Below are 17528 nucleotides of genomic sequence, written 5' to 3' on the forward strand. Positions count from 1 at the left end.
AAACAATCGGCCTGCTGACGCCATCGCGGGGCAAGCCCGCTCCCACGCAAAGAGCGCCTGAGGTGTGAGCCTGAAATCGAGGGTCGCGATGTTACGGAATTTGCCTTGCAGCGGCCACCGCACATTCATTCACAGCCTTGTGATCCACACCCGGCAAGATGCCGACAAATTTGCCATCATGTTCACTCAACCCGCGGAGATCATGGACATGCCGCTACGCCCCCTCCTCGCCTCACTGCTGCTGGCCGCCAGCCTCACCGCCCAGGCCGCCACCGAGGTCATCCCCCTGCAACACCGCAGCAGCGCCGAACTGCTGCCTGCCGCCCAGTCGTTCCTGGGCAAGGACGGCAGCGTCAGCACCTTCGAGGACAAGCTGATCGTCAATGCCAGCCAGGAACGCATCGACGATCTGCGCACCCTGCTGCAACAACTGGACACCGCGCCCAAGCGCCTGCTGATCAGCGTCGACAACAACGACAGCAACTTCCAGGACAACCGTGGCAATGCACGGGTCATCCACTACGGCACCGCCAACCGCGAAGGCGGCCTGCAGCAGATCCAGGCCAGCGAAGGGCAACCGGCGCTGATCCAGGTGGGCCAGAGCATCCCCATCACCAGCACCTCCACCGACGGCTACGGGCGCATCCAGAGCGACACCCAATACCGCAATGTCACCCAGGGTTTCTACGTCACCCCACGTCTGACCGGCGACACGGTACGCCTGCAAATCAGCACCAATAATGATCGAATGAGCCAGGAACGTGCCGATGTAGTGAAAGTGCAAAGTACCGACACGACGGTCACCGGCAGGCTGGGTGAATGGATCACACTGGCAGGCTACAACCAGGACAGTCAGGCCGAGCGCAGTGCGTCAAGCCTCAGCTATAGCACCCAGCGCGGGGAAAATATGACTTTGCGTGTCAAAGTCGACCTTCTTGACTGATCCCAGGCAATTCAAGGCCTCGACCAAAGGCCTTGAAACTGACCAGCAAGTCGCATTAGACCAAAGATGTAGTAACCAGAAAAAAGCACTACAAAATCGTTGACAGGCACTTTTTGGCGAAGGCATGATGGCCTCGCTCCCGCTAATCAGAGGCCCTGGCAAGGGTCTTCGGAGCGCCCTGCACACCACCAGCGCAGGCGCTTCGTGTCCATACGGCCCACAAGGCGGTTCGACGGGATTGCGACTGCAACGAAGAAGTTGTCCCGAGGGACGGAAGCGCATCACCGCAGTCACCAGCAATCGCGCCGCACCGCAGCACGGCATCCACGAGCCAACCTGCAGCGCACGCCTTCGCCTGGCCTGCACACCCTTCCCCTTCGAGCCTTTTGCGTTCGCCGCCGCACTCCCCCGAACAGGACAGCCGCCCGGCCCTCTGACCCGCGTTTGTCGAGCATCAGCACAATTACACTCAAGATCGATGCGACGAGGTTTATTTCCATGGCACTGACACGCGAACAGCAAATTGCAGCCCTCGAGAAAGACTGGGCCGAAAACCCGCGCTGGAAAGGCGTGACCCGTACCTACACCGCCGCTGATGTCGTTCGCCTGCGTGGCTCGCTGCAACCGGAGCACACCCTGGCTCGCCAGGGCGCAGAGAAACTGTGGAAGCTGGTCACCCAAGGTGCCCACCCGTCCTTCCGCCCAGAAAAAGATTTCGTCAACTGCATGGGCGCCCTGACCGGCGGCCAGGCAGTGCAGCAGGTCAAGGCCGGCATCCAGGCCATCTACCTGTCCGGCTGGCAGGTTGCCGCCGACAACAACTCGGCCGAGTCGATGTACCCCGACCAGTCGCTGTATCCGGTCGACTCGGTACCGACCGTGGTCAAGCGTATCAACAACTCGTTCCGTCGCGCCGACCAGATCCAGTGGAAAGCCGGCAAGAACCCAGGCGACGAAGGCTACATCGACTACTTCGCGCCGATCGTGGCTGACGCCGAAGCCGGTTTCGGCGGCGTACTGAACGCCTACGAGCTGATGAAGAACATGATCGAAGCGGGCGCCGCCGGCGTGCACTTCGAAGACCAGCTGGCCTCGGTGAAAAAATGCGGCCACATGGGCGGCAAGGTTCTGGTACCGACCCAGGAAGCCGTACAGAAGCTGGTGGCTGCCCGCCTGGCCGCCGACGTTGCCGGTGTACCGACCATCATCCTGGCCCGTACCGACGCCAACGCCGCCGACCTGCTGACCAGCGACTGCGACCCGTACGACCAGCCGTTCGTGATCGGCGACCGTACCCGTGAAGGCTTCTACAAGGTCCGCGCCGGCCTCGACCAGGCCATCTCCCGCGGCCTGGCCTACGCGCCGTACGCCGACCTGATCTGGTGCGAAACCGCCAAGCCGGATCTGGACGAGGCCCGCCGCTTCGCCGAAGCGATCAAGAAGGAATACCCGGACCAGCTGCTGTCGTACAACTGCTCGCCTTCCTTCAACTGGAAGAAGAACCTGGACGACGCCACCATCGCCAAGTTCCAGCGCGAACTGTCGGCCATGGGCTACAAGCACCAGTTCATCACCCTGGCCGGCATCCACAACATGTGGCACGGCATGTTCAACCTGGCGCACGACTACGCCCGCAACGACATGACCGCCTACGTGAAGCTGCAGGAGCAGGAATTCGCCGACGCCAGCAAAGGCTACACCTTCGTGGCGCACCAGCAGGAAGTGGGCACTGGCTACTTCGACGACATGACCACCGTGATCCAGGGTGGCGCTTCGTCGGTGACTGCACTGACCGGCTCGACCGAGGAAGAACAGTTCCACTGATTGGTGTGAGCTGAACATGAAGCCCAGGCTCCGTCAGGAGCCTGGGCTTTCTTTTGTCTGCACCGGCCTCTTCGCGGGTAAACCCGCTCCCACAGGATCGGCGCTGCCCCTGAGCCCAGCACAGCACAGCACAGCACCTGTGGGAGCGGGTTTACCCGCGAAAGGGCCGGCACAGGCATTCTCCGTGTTCAGGTCTATGCTTGTGGCTACCTAGCAGCAAGGACCGCCCATGCCCCGTCCAAGCCACCTGATCCTGATCGCCGTCGCAGCCGCTGCCCTCTATCTATATGCACTGGCCAGCGACAACGCCCTGCTCGGCCTGCTGGCCAAACCCATTCCAGTGCTCGCCCTGATCGCCTGGCTGAGCACCACACCCGCAACCCCCTATCGCCGCTGGATCATGATCGGCCTGGCCTTCTCGGTGCTCGGCGACATCCTCCTGGCCATCCCCCGCGACCTGTTCGTGTTCGGCCTGGCCGCGTTCCTTTGCGCCCACCTCGCCTACCTGCGCGGTTACTGCAGCCTGACCCTGCGCCCGGCCTATCCCTCACTGGCACTCGCACTGCTGGTAGGTGGCTCGCTGTTTGGCCTGCTCGCCAGCCACGGCCTGGGCCCACTGCTGATCCCGGTGGCACTGTACGCCCTGGCGATCGGCTGCATGCTCTGGCGCGCCCTGGCCTGTGGCGGCGTCGCAGCACTGGGCGCCTGCGCCTTCGTATTCTCCGATAGCCTGATCGGCATCGACCGCTTCGTCAGCCCGTTTGCCGCCGCCCAATACCTGATCATCCTGCTCTACTGGCTCGGCCAGTGGCTGATCGCCGCCTCGGTGATCCGCACCCCAAGCTCCGAAGCATTGACCCAGAGCGGTACGCGCGAGCTTGGAAGCTGCTAGAACGAGCGTTTTTCGCATTTGCAAGTGGCGAGGCTGGCCAATGAACTTTGCAAGGCTCAGAACTGCTAAATCAATACAGCTCAATCCAAATGATATTAGTTATCATTACACAACTAAGCCGTCATTACGCCGGGTAAGAAACATAATTAACAAAACCGCGCGCAATGCCCGAAACTCAAGGCTTTCAGCCAGTTACGAACGGTTTTTGTTCTTAAACCTACGAATAAATTTGCAACGGAAATTTTACTTGCACCGGGTTTACCCATAAAATCAGCGCGATTGATTCAGCTGCGACATTTGGTCACTGCGCTTGCGACACCGCGTCGCCGCTCTACTTAATTTCAGACTTCAGAGCTGGGTCTCTGTATAAGGATTTCTAGCATGTCCGATTCGGCAGGACTCATGGCCCACAACTGGGGCTTTGCCATCTTCCTCCTGGGTGTCGTCGGCCTGTGCGCCTTCATGCTCGGCCTGTCCAGCCTGCTCGGTAGCAAGGCCTGGGGTCGCGCCAAGAACGAACCCTTCGAATCCGGCATGCTGCCCGTCGGCAGCGCCCGCCTGCGCCTGTCCGCCAAATTCTATCTGGTCGCGATGCTGTTCGTGATCTTCGATATCGAAGCCCTCTTCCTGTATGCATGGTCTGTGTCCGTCCGCGAAAGCGGCTGGACCGGATTCGTCGAAGCTCTCATTTTCATAGCAATTCTGTTGGCAGGTCTTGTCTACCTATGGCGCGTCGGGGCGCTCGATTGGGCTCCCGAAGGTCGCCGCAAGCGGCAAGCGAAGCTGAAACAATGAGGCTTTGGCATGCAATACAATCTCACCAGAATCGATCCGGATGCGCCCAACGAGCAGTACCCGGTCGGTGAACGGGAAACCGTCACCGATCAGCTGCTAGAGGACCAGGTCCACAAGAACATCTACATGGGGAAACTCGAAGATGTGCTGCGTGGCGCGGTCAACTGGGGTCGCAAGAACTCCCTCTGGCCGTACAACTTCGGCCTGTCCTGCTGCTACGTGGAAATGACCACGGCCTTCACGGCGCCCCACGACATCGCCCGCTTCGGCGCCGAAGTCATCCGGGCCTCGCCGCGTCAGGCCGACTTCATGGTCATCGCCGGTACCTGCTTCGTGAAGATGGCGCCGATCATCCAGCGCCTGTACGAGCAGATGCTCGAGCCCAAGTGGGTCATCTCCATGGGTTCGTGCGCCAACTCCGGCGGCATGTACGACATCTACTCGGTCGTTCAAGGGGTCGACAAGTTCCTCCCCGTGGACGTGTACGTGCCTGGCTGCCCGCCACGCCCCGAGGCGTTCCTGCAAGGCTTGATGCTGTTGCAGGAGTCGATCGGCCAGGAGCGACGCCCGCTTTCCTGGGTTGTCGGCGATCAAGGCATTTACCGTGCCGAGATGCCTGCCCAGAAAGACCTGCGTCGCGAACAGCGTATCGCGGTAACCAACCTGCGCAGCCCCGACGAAGTCTGATCCAGCGACCTGCCGCCCGCTCCCCCAGGAGCCGGCGGCCTGGCTTCATTCTTAACGTTGACCCAAAGCGACCGAGACCATGACAGCGGACAACGCTATTTATATTCCGCCTTACAAGGCTGACGACCAGGATGTGGTCGTCGAACTGCACAACCGATTCGGCGCCGACGCTTTCGTCGCCCAGGAAACCCGCACCGGCATGCCGGTACTGTGGGTCAAGCGTGCCCAGCTCAAAGAAGTCCTGACCTTCCTGCGCAACGTCGCCAAGCCGTACAGCATGCTGTACGACCTGCACGGCGTGGACGAGCGCCTGCGCACCCAGCGCCGCGGCCTGCCGGCTGCCGACTTCAGCGTGTTCTACCACCTGCTGTCGATCGAACGTAACAGCGACGTGATGATCAAGGTGTCGCTGAGCGAAGGCGACCTCAACCTGCCCACCGTCACCGGTATCTGGCCGAACGCCAACTGGTACGAGCGTGAGGTGTGGGACATGTTCGGCATCGACTTTGCCGGCCACCCGCACCTGACCCGCATCATGATGCCGCCGACCTGGGAAGGTCACCCGCTGCGCAAGGACTTCCCGGCCCGTGCCACCGAGTTCGACCCCTACAGCCTGACGCTCGCCAAGCAGCAGCTTGAAGAAGAGTCGGCGCGCTTCAACCCCGAAGCCTGGGGCATGAAGCGTTCGGGCGCCAACGAGGACTACATGTTCCTCAACCTGGGCCCGAACCACCCGTCCGCCCACGGTGCCTTCCGTATCGTCCTGCAGCTGGACGGCGAAGAGATCGTCGACTGCGTCCCGGACATCGGCTACCACCACCGTGGCGCCGAGAAGATGGCCGAGCGTCAGTCCTGGCACAGCTTCATCCCCTACACCGACCGTATCGACTACCTCGGCGGGGTGATGAACAACCTGCCGTACGTGATGGCGGTGGAGAAGCTGGCAGGCATCCAGGTGCCGCAGAAAGTCGACGTGATCCGCATCATGCTCGCCGAGTTCTTCCGCATCACCAGCCACCTGCTGTTCCTGGGTACCTACATCCAGGACGTCGGCGCCATGACCCCGGTGTTCTTCACCTTCACCGACCGCCAGCGCGCCTACACCGTGATCGAGGCGATCACCGGTTTCCGCCTGCACCCGGCCTGGTACCGCATCGGTGGCGTCGCCCACGACCTGCCGCGCGGCTGGGACAAGCTGGTCAAGGACTTCGTCGAATGGCTGCCCAAGCGCCTGGACGAATACACCAAGGCTGCCCTGCAGAACAGCATCCTCAAAGGCCGTACCATCGGCGTCGCCGCCTACAACACCAAAGAGGCCCTGGAATGGGGCACCACCGGTGCCGGCCTGCGTGCCACCGGTTGCGACTTCGACCTGCGTAAAGCCCGCCCCTACTCCGGCTACGAGAACTTCGAGTTCGAAGTACCGCTGGCCCACAACGGCGATGCCTACGATCGCTGCATGGTCCGCGTCGAGGAGATGCGCCAGAGTATCCGCATCATCGACCAGTGCATGCGCAACATGCCGGAAGGCCCGTACAAGGCGGATCACCCGCTGACCACGCCGCCGCCGAAAGAGCGCACCCTGCAGCACATCGAGACCCTGATCACCCACTTCCTGCAAGTCTCGTGGGGCCCGGTCATGCCGGCCAACGAGTCGTTCCAGATGATCGAGGCGACCAAGGGCATCAACAGTTACTACCTGACGAGCGATGGCGGCACCATGAGCTACCGCACCCGGATCCGTACCCCGAGCTACCCGCACCTGCAGCAGATCCCTTCGGTGATCAAAGGCAGCATGGTCGCGGACCTGATCGCGTACCTGGGCAGTATCGACTTCGTTATGGCTGACGTGGACCGCTAAGCATGAACAGCACGCTTATCCAAACCGACCGTTTCGCCCTGAGCGAAACCGAGCGCTCGGCCATCGAGCACGAGATGCACCACTACGAGGACCCGCGCGCGGCGTCCATCGAAGCCCTCAAGATCGTGCAGAAAGAGCGCGGCTGGGTGCCGGACGGCGCCATCTACGCCATCGGCGAAGTGCTGGGCATCCCCGCCAGCGACGTCGAGGGTGTGGCCACCTTCTACAGCCAGATCTTCCGCCAGCCGGTAGGCCGCCACATCATCCGTGTGTGCGACAGCATGGTCTGCTACATCGGCGGCCACGAGTCGGTGGTCAGCCAGATCCAGAGCGAGCTGGGCATCGGCCTCGGCCAGACCACCGCCGACGGCCGCTTCACCCTGCTGCCGGTGTGCTGCCTGGGCAACTGCGACAAGGCCCCGGCGCTGATGATCGACGACGACACCTTTGGCGACGTGCAACCTGCCGGCGTCTCCAAGCTGCTGGAGGGTTACGTATGACCATCACTTCCTTCGGCCCGGCCAACCGCATTGCGCGCAGCGCCGAAACCCACCCGCTGACCTGGCGCCTGCGTGACGACGGCGAGCCGGTGTGGCTTGCCGAGTACGAGTCCAAGAACGGCTATGCCGCCGCGCGCAAGGCGCTGGCCGACATGTCCGCCGACGATATCGTGCAGAGCGTCAAGGACTCCGGCCTCAAGGGCCGTGGCGGCGCAGGCTTCCCCACTGGCGTGAAGTGGGGCCTGATGCCCAAAGACGAATCCATGAACATCCGCTACCTGCTGTGCAACGCGGATGAAATGGAGCCCAACACCTGGAAGGACCGCATGCTGATGGAGCAACAGCCCCATCTGCTGGTCGAAGGCATGCTGATCAGCGCCCGCGCGCTGAAGGCCTACCGCGGCTACATCTTCCTGCGTGGCGAATACACCACCGCGGCGAAGAACCTCAACCGCGCCATCGACGAAGCCAAGGCCGCAGGCCTTTTGGGCAAGAACATCCTCGGTTCGGGCTTCGACTTCGAGCTGTTCGTGCACACCGGTGCCGGGCGCTACATCTGCGGTGAAGAAACCGCACTGATCAACTCGCTCGAAGGCCGCCGCGCCAACCCGCGCTCCAAACCGCCCTTCCCTGCCGCCGTTGGCGTGTGGGGCAAGCCTACCTGCGTGAACAACGTCGAGACCCTGTGCAACGTGCCGGCCATCGTCGCCAACGGCAACGACTGGTACAAGTCGCTGGCCCGCGAAGGCAGCGAAGACCACGGCACCAAGCTGATGGGCTTCTCCGGCAAGGTGAAGAACCCTGGCCTGTGGGAGCTGCCGTTCGGCGTGACCGCCCGCGAGCTGTTCGAAGACTACGCCGGTGGCATGCGCGACGGCTTCAAGCTCAAGTGCTGGCAGCCAGGCGGCGCCGGTACCGGCTTCCTGCTGCCCGAGCACCTCGATGCGCAGATGTACGCCGGTGGCATCGCCAAGGTCGGCACCCGCATGGGTACGGGCCTTGCCATGGCGGTGGACGACAGCGTCAACATGGTGTCGCTGCTGCGCAACATGGAAGAGTTCTTCGCCCGCGAATCGTGCGGCTGGTGCACCCCGTGCCGTGACGGCCTGCCGTGGAGCGTGAAGATGCTGCGCGCCCTGGAGAAAGGCCAGGGCCGCGCCGAAGACATCGAGACCCTGCTGGGTCTGGTCAACTTCCTCGGCCCAGGCCGTACCTTCTGTGCTCACGCACCGGGTGCCGTCGAGCCATTGGGCAGTGCCATCAAATACTTCCGCTCGGAGTTCGAGGCCGGTGTGGCGCCAGAAAGCGCTGGCACCCTGCGCCCGAACCTGGCGAAGCCGATCGTGGTCGGCGCATAACAAGATGAAACAGCGGATGGTCCGTGCCATCCGCCAGCCCGCTGGCCGGCCCGAACGACTCGTGGCTGGCCGCAGGCTCACCGATTTCCATTAGCCACGCCCGCTCACGCGGGCCAACGAAGAACTTTGAACAATGGCCACTATCCACGTAGACGGCAAAGCGCTCGAAGTCAACGGTGCGGACAACCTGTTACAGGCGTGTCTGTCACTCGGCCTCGACATCCCCTATTTCTGCTGGCACCCGGCGCTCGGTAGCGTCGGCGCCTGCCGGCAGTGCGCGGTCAAGCAGTACACCGACGAGAACGACACCCGTGGTCGTATCGTCATGTCCTGCATGACCCCGGCCTCCGACGGCACCTGGATCTCCATCGAAGACGAAGAGTCCAAGGCGTTTCGCGCCAGCGTCGTCGAATGGCTGATGACCAACCACCCGCACGACTGCCCGGTGTGCGAGGAAGGCGGTCACTGCCACCTGCAGGACATGACGGTAATGACCGGCCACAACGAGCGCCGCTACCGTTTCACCAAGCGTACCCACCAGAACCAGGACCTCGGCCCGTTCATCGCCCACGAGATGAACCGCTGCATCGCCTGCTACCGCTGCGTGCGCTACTACAAGGACTACGCCGGCGGCACCGACCTGGGCGTATACGGCGCCCACGACAACGTGTACTTCGGTCGCGTTGAAGACGGCGTGCTGGAAAGCGAGTTCTCCGGCAACCTCACCGAGGTCTGCCCGACCGGTGTGTTCACCGACAAGACCCACTCCGAGCGCTACAACCGCAAGTGGGACATGCAGTTCGCCCCGAGCATCTGCCATGGCTGCTCCAGCGGTTGCAACATCAGCCCGGGTGAGCGCTACGGCGAACTGCGCCGCATCGAGAACCGCTTCAACGGCTCGGTGAACCAGTACTTCCTGTGCGACCGTGGCCGCTTCGGCTATGGCTACGTCAACCGCAAGGACCGCCCACGCCAGCCGTTCCTCGCCGATGGCAGCAAGCTGAGCCTGGACGCCGCCCTGGACAAGGCCGCCGACCTGCTGCGCGGCCGCACCATCGTCGGTATCGGCTCGCCACGCGCCAGCCTCGAAAGCAACTACGGCCTGCGCGAGCTGGTCGGCGCCGAGTACTTCTACTCGGGTATGGAAGCCGGTGAACTGGCCCGTGTGCGCCTGGCGCTGAACGTGCTGAACAACAGCCCGCTGCCGGTGCCGACCCTGCGCGACATCGAAGACCACGACGCCGTGTTCGTGCTCGGCGAAGACCTCACCCAGACCGCCGCCCGTGTTGCCCTGGCCGTACGCCAGGCCACCAAGGGCAAGGCCGAAGCCATGGCCGACGCCATGCGCGTACAGCCTTGGCTGGACGCTGCGGTGAAGAACATCGGCCAGCACGCGCTGTACCCGCTGTTCATCGCCTCGCTGGCTGAAACCAAGCTGGACGACGTGGCCGAAGAGTGTGTACACGCCGCTCCCGCCGACCTCGCCCGCATCGGTTTCGCCGTGGCCCACGCCATCGACCCGAGCGCCCCTGCCGTCGAAGGCCTGGACAGCGAAGCCAAGGCCCTGGCCCAGCGCATCGCCGACGCCCTGGTCGCTGCCCAGCGCCCACTGGTGGTTGCCGGTACCTCGCTGGCCGACCCTGCGCTGATCGAAGCCGCCGCCAACATCGCCAAGGCCCTCAAGCTGCGCGAGAAGAACGGCTCGCTGAGCCTGGTGGTTCCTGAGGCCAACAGCCTCGGCATGGCGATGATGGGCGGTGAGTCCATCGACGCTGCACTGGACGCCGTGATCAGCGGCAAGGCCGACGCCATCGTGGTGCTGGAAAACGACCTGTACGCCCGCGTACCGGCCGCCAAGGTCGACGCCGCCCTGGCCGCAGCCAAGGTGGTGATCGTCGCCGACCACTCCAAGACCCCGACCCTGGACCGCGCCCACCTGGTGCTGCCAGCCGCCTCGTTCGCCGAAGGCGACGGCACCCTGGTCAGCCAGGAAGGCCGTGCCCAGCGCTTCTTCCAGGTGTTCGACCCGCAGTACCTGGACAGCAGCATCCAGATCCACGAAGGCTGGCGCTGGATGCACGCCCTGCGTGCCACCCTGCTCAACAAGCCGGTGGACTGGACCCAGCTGGACCACGTCACCAGCGCCTGCGCCGAAGCCGCCCCGCAACTGGCCGGCATCGTCAACGCAGCGCCAAGCGCCGCGTTCCGCATCAAGGGCATGAAGCTGGCCCGCGAGCCGCTGCGCTACTCGGGCCGTACCGCCATGCGCGCCAACATCAGCGTGCACGAGCCGCGTACCCCGCAGGACAAGGACACCGCGTTCGCCTTCTCCATGGAAGGCTACTCGGGTTCGGCCGAACCGCGTCAGCAGGTGCCGTTCGCCTGGTCGCCGGGCTGGAACTCGCCGCAAGCCTGGAACAAGTTCCAGGACGAAGTCGGCGGCCACCTGCGTGCCGGTGACCCGGGCGTGCGTCTGATCGAATCCCAAGGCGACCGCCTGAGCTGGTTCACCGCCATTCCTGGCGCGTTCAACCCGGCCCGTGGCACCTGGACCGCCGTGCCGTTCTTCCACCTGTTCGGCAGCGAAGAGTCCTCCTCGCGCGCCGCCCCCGTGCAGGAGCGCATCCCGGCCGCCTACGTCGGCCTGGCCAAGTCCGAAGCCGACCGCCTGGGCGTCAACGACGGCGCGATGCTGAGCCTGAACGTGGCCGGTGTGTCGCTGCGCCTGCCGCTGCGTATCAATGAAGAGCTGGGCGCTGGCCTGGTTGCGTTGCCCAAAGGCCTGGCCGGCATTCCGCCCGCCATCTTCGGTGCATCCGTCGAAGGCCTGCAGGAGGCAGCACAATGAGCTGGTTCACCCCCGAAGTGATCGACGTGATCATTCAGGTCGTCAAGGCCATCGTGGTGCTGCTGGCCGTGGTGGTCTGCGGCGCCCTGCTCAGCTTCGTCGAGCGTCGCCTGCTGGGCTGGTGGCAGGACCGTTACGGTCCGAACCGCGTCGGCCCGTTCGGCATGTTCCAGATCGCTGCCGACATGCTGAAGATGTTCTTCAAGGAAGACTGGAACCCGCCCTTCGTCGACAAGATGATCTTCACCCTGGCGCCGGTCGTGGCCATGAGCGCCCTGCTGATCGGCTTCTCGATCATCCCGATCACCCCGGGCTGGGGCGTGGCCGACCTGAACATCGGCCTGCTGTTCTTCTTCGCCATGGCTGGCCTTTCGGTCTACGCGGTGCTGTTCGCCGGCTGGTCGTCGAACAACAAGTACGCCCTGCTGGGCAGCTTGCGTGCTTCGGCGCAGACCGTGTCGTACGAGGTGTTCCTGGGCCTGGCGCTGATGGGCGTGGTAGTGCAGGTTGGCTCGTTCAACATGCGCGACATCGTTGAATACCAGGCCCAGAACCTGTGGTTCATCATTCCGCAGTTCTTCGGCTTCTGCACCTTCTTCATCGCTGGCGTCGCCGTGACTCACCGTCACCCGTTCGACCAGCCGGAAGCGGAACAGGAACTGGCCGACGGCTACCACATCGAATACGCCGGCATGAAATGGGGCATGTTCTTCGTTGGTGAATACATCGGCATCATCCTGATCTCGGCGCTGCTGGTCACCCTGTTCTTCGGTGGCTGGCACGGTCCGTTCGACCTGCTGCCGCAGCTGCCGTTCTTCTGGTTCGCCCTGAAGACCGCGTTCTTCATCATGCTGTTCATCCTGCTGCGCGCCTCGATCCCGCGCCCACGCTATGACCAGGTGATGGACTTCAGCTGGAAGTTCTGCCTGCCGCTGACCCTGATCAATTTGCTGGTGACCGCTGCGATCGTGCTCTACAACACGCCAGCCGTCGCGGCCCAGTGAGGATTTGACCCATGTTCAAGTATATCGGCGACATCGTTAAGGGCACCGGCACTCAGCTGCGCAGCCTGGTGATGGTGTTCTCCCACGGGTTCCGCAAGCGCGACACCCTGCAGTACCCCGAAGAACCCGTGTACCTGCCGCCGCGCTACCGCGGCCGCATCGTCCTCACCCGCGACCCCGACGGCGAGGAGCGCTGCGTGGCGTGCAACCTCTGCGCGGTGGCCTGCCCGGTCGGCTGCATCTCGCTGCAGAAGGCCGAGACCGAGGACGGTCGTTGGTACCCCGAGTTCTTCCGCATCAACTTCTCGCGTTGCATCTTCTGCGGCCTGTGTGAAGAAGCGTGCCCGACCACCGCGATCCAGCTCACCCCGGATTTCGAAATGGCCGAGTTCAAGCGTCAGGACCTGGTGTACGAGAAAGAAGATCTGCTGATCTCCGGCCCCGGCAAGAACCCTGACTACAACTTCTACCGTGTTGCCGGTATGGCCATCGCTGGCAAGCCGAAAGGCTCTGCGCAGAACGAAGCCGAGCCGATCAACGTGAAGAGCTTGCTCCCATAAGGACAGAAAGATGGAATTCGCTTTCTACTTCGCATCCGGTGTCGCCGTTGTCTCCACGCTGCGCGTGGTGACCGGCACCAACCCGGTGCACGCCCTGCTCTACCTGATCATCTCGCTGATTTCCGTGGCGATGATCTTCTTCTCCCTCGGTGCGCCGTTTGCCGGCGCCCTGGAAGTGATCGCCTACGCCGGTGCCATCATGGTGCTGTTCGTGTTCGTGGTGATGATGCTCAACCTCGGGCCGGCCTCGGTCGCCCAGGAACGCGGCTGGCTCAAGCCCGGCATCTGGGCGGGGCCGGTGATCCTCGCCGCCCTGCTGCTGCTGGAGCTGCTGTACGTGCTGTTCGTCAGCCCGTCGGGCGCCGCCATCAGCGGTACTACCGTCAGCGCCAAAGAAGTCGGCATCAGCCTGTTCGGGCCGTACCTGCTGGTGGTCGAACTGGCCTCGATGCTGCTGCTCGCGGCAGCCGTCACCGCCTTCCACCTGGGCCGCAACGAGGCGAAGGAGTAAATCATGGGTGCTATCCCTCTCGAGCATGGTCTGGCGGTCGCCGGCATCCTGTTCTGCTTAGGTCTGGTTGGCCTGATGGTCCGCCGCAACATCCTCTTCGTGCTCATGAGCCTGGAAGTCATGATGAACGCCTCTGCCCTGGCGTTCATCGTCGCCGGTGCCCGTTGGGTCCAGCCCGACGGCCAGGTGATGTTCATTCTGGTGATCAGCCTGGCAGCCGCCGAGGCCAGCATTGGCCTGGCGATCCTGCTGCAGCTGTATCGCCGCTTCCACACTCTCGACATCGATGCTGCCAGTGAGATGCGCGGATGAACCTTATCTTCCTGACGTTCGTATTCCCCCTGATCGGCTTCTTGCTGCTGTCGTTCTCCCGTGGACGGTTCTCGGAGAACCTGTCCGCGCTGATCGGCGTCGGCTCGGTCGGTCTGTCGGCGGCCACCGCTGCCTACGTGATCTGGCAGTTCAACGTCGCCCCGCCTGAGGGCGGTGCGTACAGCCAGCTGCTGTGGCAGTGGATGTCGGTGGACGGCTTCGCGCCGAACTTCACCCTGTACGTGGATGGCCTGTCGGTCACCATGCTGGGCGTGGTCACCGGCGTGGGCTTTTTGATCCACCTGTTCGCCTCCTGGTACATGCGTGGCGAAGCCGGTTACTCGCGCTTCTTCTCGTACACCAACCTGTTCATCGCCAGCATGCTGTTCCTGGTGCTGGGCGATAACCTGCTGTTCATCTACTTCGGCTGGGAAGGCGTGGGCCTGTGCTCGTACCTGTTGATCGGTTTCTACTACAGCAACCGCAACAACGGTAACGCGGCGCTCAAGGCATTCATCGTCACCCGCATCGGCGACGTGTTCATGGCCATCGGCCTGTTCATCCTGTTCGCCCAGCTGGGCACGCTGAACGTGCAGGAACTGCTGGTGCTGGCACCGCAGAAGTTCCAGGCCGGTGACACCTGGATGGTCCTGGCCACCCTGATGCTGCTGGGCGGCGCGGTCGGTAAATCGGCCCAGCTGCCGCTGCAGACCTGGCTGGCCGACGCGATGGCGGGCCCGACCCCGGTTTCGGCACTGATCCACGCCGCAACCATGGTGACCGCGGGCGTGTACCTGATCGCCCGTACCAACGGCCTGTTCCTGCTGGCGCCGGACGTGCTGCACCTGGTAGGTGTCGTCGGTGGCGTGACCCTGGTACTGGCCGGCTTCGCCGCGCTGGTGCAGACCGACATCAAGCGTATCCTCGCCTACTCGACCATGAGCCAGATCGGCTACATGTTCCTGGCCCTGGGCGTTGGCGCGTGGGATGCGGCGATCTTCCACCTGATGACCCACGCCTTCTTCAAGGCCCTGCTGTTCCTTGCCTCCGGTGCGGTGATCGTTGCCTGCCACCACGAGCAGGACATCTTCAAGATGGGCGGTCTGTGGAAGAAACTGCCGCTGGCCTATGCCAGCTTCGTGGTCGGTGGCGCTGCACTGGCCGCCCTGCCGATCCTGACCGTGGGCTTCTACTCCAAGGACGAGATCCTCTGGGAAGCCTTCGCCAGCGGCAATACCGGCCTGCTGTACGCCGGCCTGGTCGGCGCGTTCATGACCTCGCTGTACACCTTCCGCCTGATCTTCATCGCCTTCCACGGCGAAGCCAAGACCGAAGCCCACGCCGGCCACGGCATCAGCCACTGGCTGCCGCTGGGCGTGCTGATCGTGCTGTCGACCTTCATCGGCGCCTGGATTCACCCGCCACTGGCAGGCGTGCTGCCTGAGAGCGCCGGCCACGCCGGTGGCGAAGCCAAGCACTCGCTGGAGATCGCCTCGGGCGCCATCGCCATCGCCGGTATCCTGCTGTCGGCCCTGCTGTTCCTGGGCAAGCGCCGCTTCGTCAGCAGCATCGCCAACAGTGGTATCGGTCGCGTCCTGTCGGCCTGGTGGTTCGCCGCCTGGGGCTTCGACTGGATCTACGACAAGCTGTTCGTCAAACCTTACCTGCTGATCTGCCACATCCTGCGCAAGGACCCGGTGGACCGCAGCATCGGCCTGATCCCACGGATGGCTCGCGGCGGCAACGTCGCCATGAGCAAGACCGAGACCGGCCAGCTGCGTTGGTACACCGCCTCGATCGCCGTCGGCGCCGTACTGGTGCTGGGCGCCGTGGTAGTGGCTGCGGTATGACTATGAAGAACCTTGCGACTTTGCCAAAGGAAACCAACCCGTCATGATTTTGCCTTGGCTGATCCTGATCCCCTTCATCGGCGGCCTCCTGTGCTGGCTGGGTGAGCGCTTCGGCGCCACCCTGCCCCGCTGGATCGCGCTGCTGACCATGTCCCTGCTGCTCGGCATCGGCCTGTGGCTGTGGGCTAACGGCGACTACACCCTGGCCCCGGCGCCGGGCGCCGAACCGCATTGGGCCCTCGAATACAAGTTCGAGTGGATCAAGCGCTTCGGCATCAGCGTGCACCTGGCCCTGGACGGCCTGTCGCTGCTGATGATCCTGCTGACCGGCCTGCTCGGCGTGCTGTCGGTACTGTGCTCGTGGAAAGAGATCCAGCGCCACGTCGGCTTCTTCCACCTCAACCTGATGTGGATCCTCGGCGGTGTGGTCGGTGTATTCCTGGCCCTGGACCTGTTCCTGTTCTTCTTCTTCTGGGAAATGATGCTGGTGCCGATGTACTTCCTCATCGCGCTCTGGGGTCACAGTTCGTCGGACGGCAAGAAGACCCGGATCTACGCGGCGACCAAGTTCTTCATCTTCACCCAGGCCAGCGGCCTGATCATGCTGGTGGCGATCCTTGGCCTGGTGCTGGTCAACTACAACACCACCGGTGTGCTGACCTTCAACTACAGCGACCTGCTCAAGGCCGAACTGCCGGCTGGCGTGGAATACGTACTGATGCTGGGCTTCTTCATCGCCTTCGCGGTGAAACTGCCGGTGGTGCCGTTCCACTCCTGGCTGCCTGACGCTCACGCCCAGGCACCGACCGCAGGTTCCGTGGACCTGGCGGGCATCCTGCTGAAGACCGCGGCCTACGGCCTGCTGCGCTTCGCCCTGCCGCTGTTCCCGAACGCCTCGGCCGAGTTTGCGCCGATCGCCATGACCCTGGGCCTGATCGGTATCTTCTACGGTGCCTTCCTGGCCTTCGCGCAAACCGACATCAAGCGCCTGATCGCCTTCTCCAGCGTCTCGCACATGGGCTTCGTGCTGATCGGCATCTACTCCGGCAGCCAGCAGGCCCTGCAAGGCGCGGTGATCCAGATGCTGGCCCACGGCCTGTCGGCCGCCGCGCTGTTCATCCTGTCCGGCCAGCTGTACGAGCGCCTGCATACCCGTGACATGCGCCAGATGGGTGGCCTGTGGCACCGCATCGCCTACCTGCCGGCCATCAGCCTGTTCTTCGCCGCCGCGTCGCTGGGCCTGCCAGGCACCGGCAACTTCGTCGGTGAGTTCCTGATCCTGATCGGCAGCTTCGCCCACGTACCGTGGATCACCGTGATTGCCACCACCGGCCTTGTGTTCGGTTCGGTCTACTCGTTGATCATGATCCACCGCGCCTACTTCGGCCCGGCCAAGGCCGACACCGTGCTGGCCGGCATGGATACCCGCGAGATGGTCATGGTGCTGGGCCTGGCTGGCCTGCTGATCCTGCTGGGCGTGTATCCGCAGCCGTTCCTCGACACCTCTGCCGCCACCATGAGCGGTGTGCAGCAGTGGCTCGGTTCCGCTTTCACTCAACTCGCTTCGGCCCGGTAAGAGCGCT

The 17528-nt window shown here is 63.5% G+C and carries 15 protein-coding genes; all 15 read left to right on the forward strand.

What is annotated here, in order from left to right; all coding sequences use genetic code 11:
• Nucleotides 1-208: 208 nt before the first annotated feature.
• The 15 genes from F6X61_RS12240 (at nucleotide 209) to nuoM (ending at nucleotide 17521) form a co-directional block, all read left to right on the forward strand.
• Nucleotides 209-943, forward strand: a complete 735-nt coding sequence (locus F6X61_RS12240) for a secretin N-terminal domain-containing protein (RefSeq protein WP_110993965.1) — start codon at nucleotides 209-211, stop codon at nucleotides 941-943.
• A gap of 498 nt (nucleotides 944-1441) precedes the next feature.
• Nucleotides 1442-2767, forward strand: a complete 1326-nt coding sequence (aceA, locus tag F6X61_RS12245) for an isocitrate lyase (RefSeq protein WP_023630475.1) — start codon at nucleotides 1442-1444, stop codon at nucleotides 2765-2767.
• 229 nt (nucleotides 2768-2996) lie between these two features.
• Entirely contained in the window at nucleotides 2997-3659 is a 663-nt protein-coding gene (locus F6X61_RS12250) for a lysoplasmalogenase (protein WP_153786840.1), read from the forward strand.
• A gap of 381 nt (nucleotides 3660-4040) precedes the next feature.
• Nucleotides 4041-4454 (forward strand): NADH-quinone oxidoreductase subunit A, encoded by a 414-nt coding sequence (locus tag F6X61_RS12255; RefSeq protein WP_153786841.1) that lies wholly within the window; start codon nucleotides 4041-4043, stop codon nucleotides 4452-4454.
• Between the two features lie 9 nt (nucleotides 4455-4463).
• A complete protein-coding gene (locus tag F6X61_RS12260) occupies nucleotides 4464-5141 on the forward strand; it encodes an NADH-quinone oxidoreductase subunit B family protein (RefSeq protein WP_008096180.1) in 678 nt (225 codons plus the stop codon).
• Between the two features lie 79 nt (nucleotides 5142-5220).
• A complete protein-coding gene (nuoC, locus tag F6X61_RS12265) occupies nucleotides 5221-7002 on the forward strand; it encodes an NADH-quinone oxidoreductase subunit C/D (protein WP_153786842.1) in 1782 nt (593 codons plus the stop codon).
• Between the two features lie 2 nt (nucleotides 7003-7004).
• Nucleotides 7005-7502, forward strand: coding sequence for an NADH-quinone oxidoreductase subunit NuoE (gene nuoE, locus F6X61_RS12270; RefSeq protein ID WP_012313767.1), 498 nt, complete (start codon nucleotides 7005-7007; stop codon nucleotides 7500-7502).
• Nucleotides 7499-8860, forward strand: a complete 1362-nt coding sequence (nuoF, locus tag F6X61_RS12275) for an NADH-quinone oxidoreductase subunit NuoF (protein WP_125859387.1) — start codon at nucleotides 7499-7501, stop codon at nucleotides 8858-8860. The genes nuoE and nuoF overlap by 4 nt, the downstream gene beginning before the upstream one ends.
• A gap of 133 nt (nucleotides 8861-8993) precedes the next feature.
• Nucleotides 8994-11708, forward strand: coding sequence for an NADH-quinone oxidoreductase subunit NuoG (nuoG, locus tag F6X61_RS12280; RefSeq protein WP_153786843.1), 2715 nt, complete (start codon nucleotides 8994-8996; stop codon nucleotides 11706-11708).
• On the forward strand, nucleotides 11705-12712 hold the full coding sequence (gene nuoH / locus F6X61_RS12285; protein ID WP_110993938.1) for an NADH-quinone oxidoreductase subunit NuoH: 1008 nt from the start codon (nucleotides 11705-11707) through the stop codon (nucleotides 12710-12712). Before nuoG ends, nuoH begins: the two co-directional genes overlap by 4 nt.
• An 11-nt stretch (nucleotides 12713-12723) precedes the next feature.
• Nucleotides 12724-13272, forward strand: coding sequence for an NADH-quinone oxidoreductase subunit NuoI (nuoI, locus tag F6X61_RS12290; RefSeq protein ID WP_011534620.1), 549 nt, complete (start codon nucleotides 12724-12726; stop codon nucleotides 13270-13272).
• A 10-nt stretch (nucleotides 13273-13282) separates the two neighbouring features.
• Nucleotides 13283-13783 (forward strand): NADH-quinone oxidoreductase subunit J, encoded by a 501-nt coding sequence (nuoJ, locus tag F6X61_RS12295; RefSeq protein ID WP_110993939.1) that lies wholly within the window; start codon nucleotides 13283-13285, stop codon nucleotides 13781-13783.
• A 3-nt stretch (nucleotides 13784-13786) separates the two neighbouring features.
• Entirely contained in the window at nucleotides 13787-14095 is a 309-nt protein-coding gene (nuoK, locus tag F6X61_RS12300) for an NADH-quinone oxidoreductase subunit NuoK (RefSeq protein WP_008096201.1), read from the forward strand.
• Nucleotides 14092-15945, forward strand: a complete 1854-nt coding sequence (gene nuoL / locus F6X61_RS12305) for an NADH-quinone oxidoreductase subunit L (protein ID WP_110993940.1) — start codon at nucleotides 14092-14094, stop codon at nucleotides 15943-15945. The genes nuoK and nuoL overlap by 4 nt, the downstream gene beginning before the upstream one ends.
• A 43-nt stretch (nucleotides 15946-15988) precedes the next feature.
• The gene (gene nuoM / locus F6X61_RS12310; RefSeq protein ID WP_110993941.1) at nucleotides 15989-17521 is read left to right on the forward strand and encodes an NADH-quinone oxidoreductase subunit M; all 1533 of its coding nucleotides are present in this window, start codon (nucleotides 15989-15991) and stop codon (nucleotides 17519-17521) included.
• The last annotated feature ends 7 nt before the right edge of the window (nucleotides 17522-17528 follow it).

This window comes from Pseudomonas sp. EMN2 (assembly GCF_009650555.1).
GTDB classification, from domain to species: domain Bacteria; phylum Pseudomonadota; class Gammaproteobacteria; order Pseudomonadales; family Pseudomonadaceae; genus Aquipseudomonas; species Aquipseudomonas sichuanensis.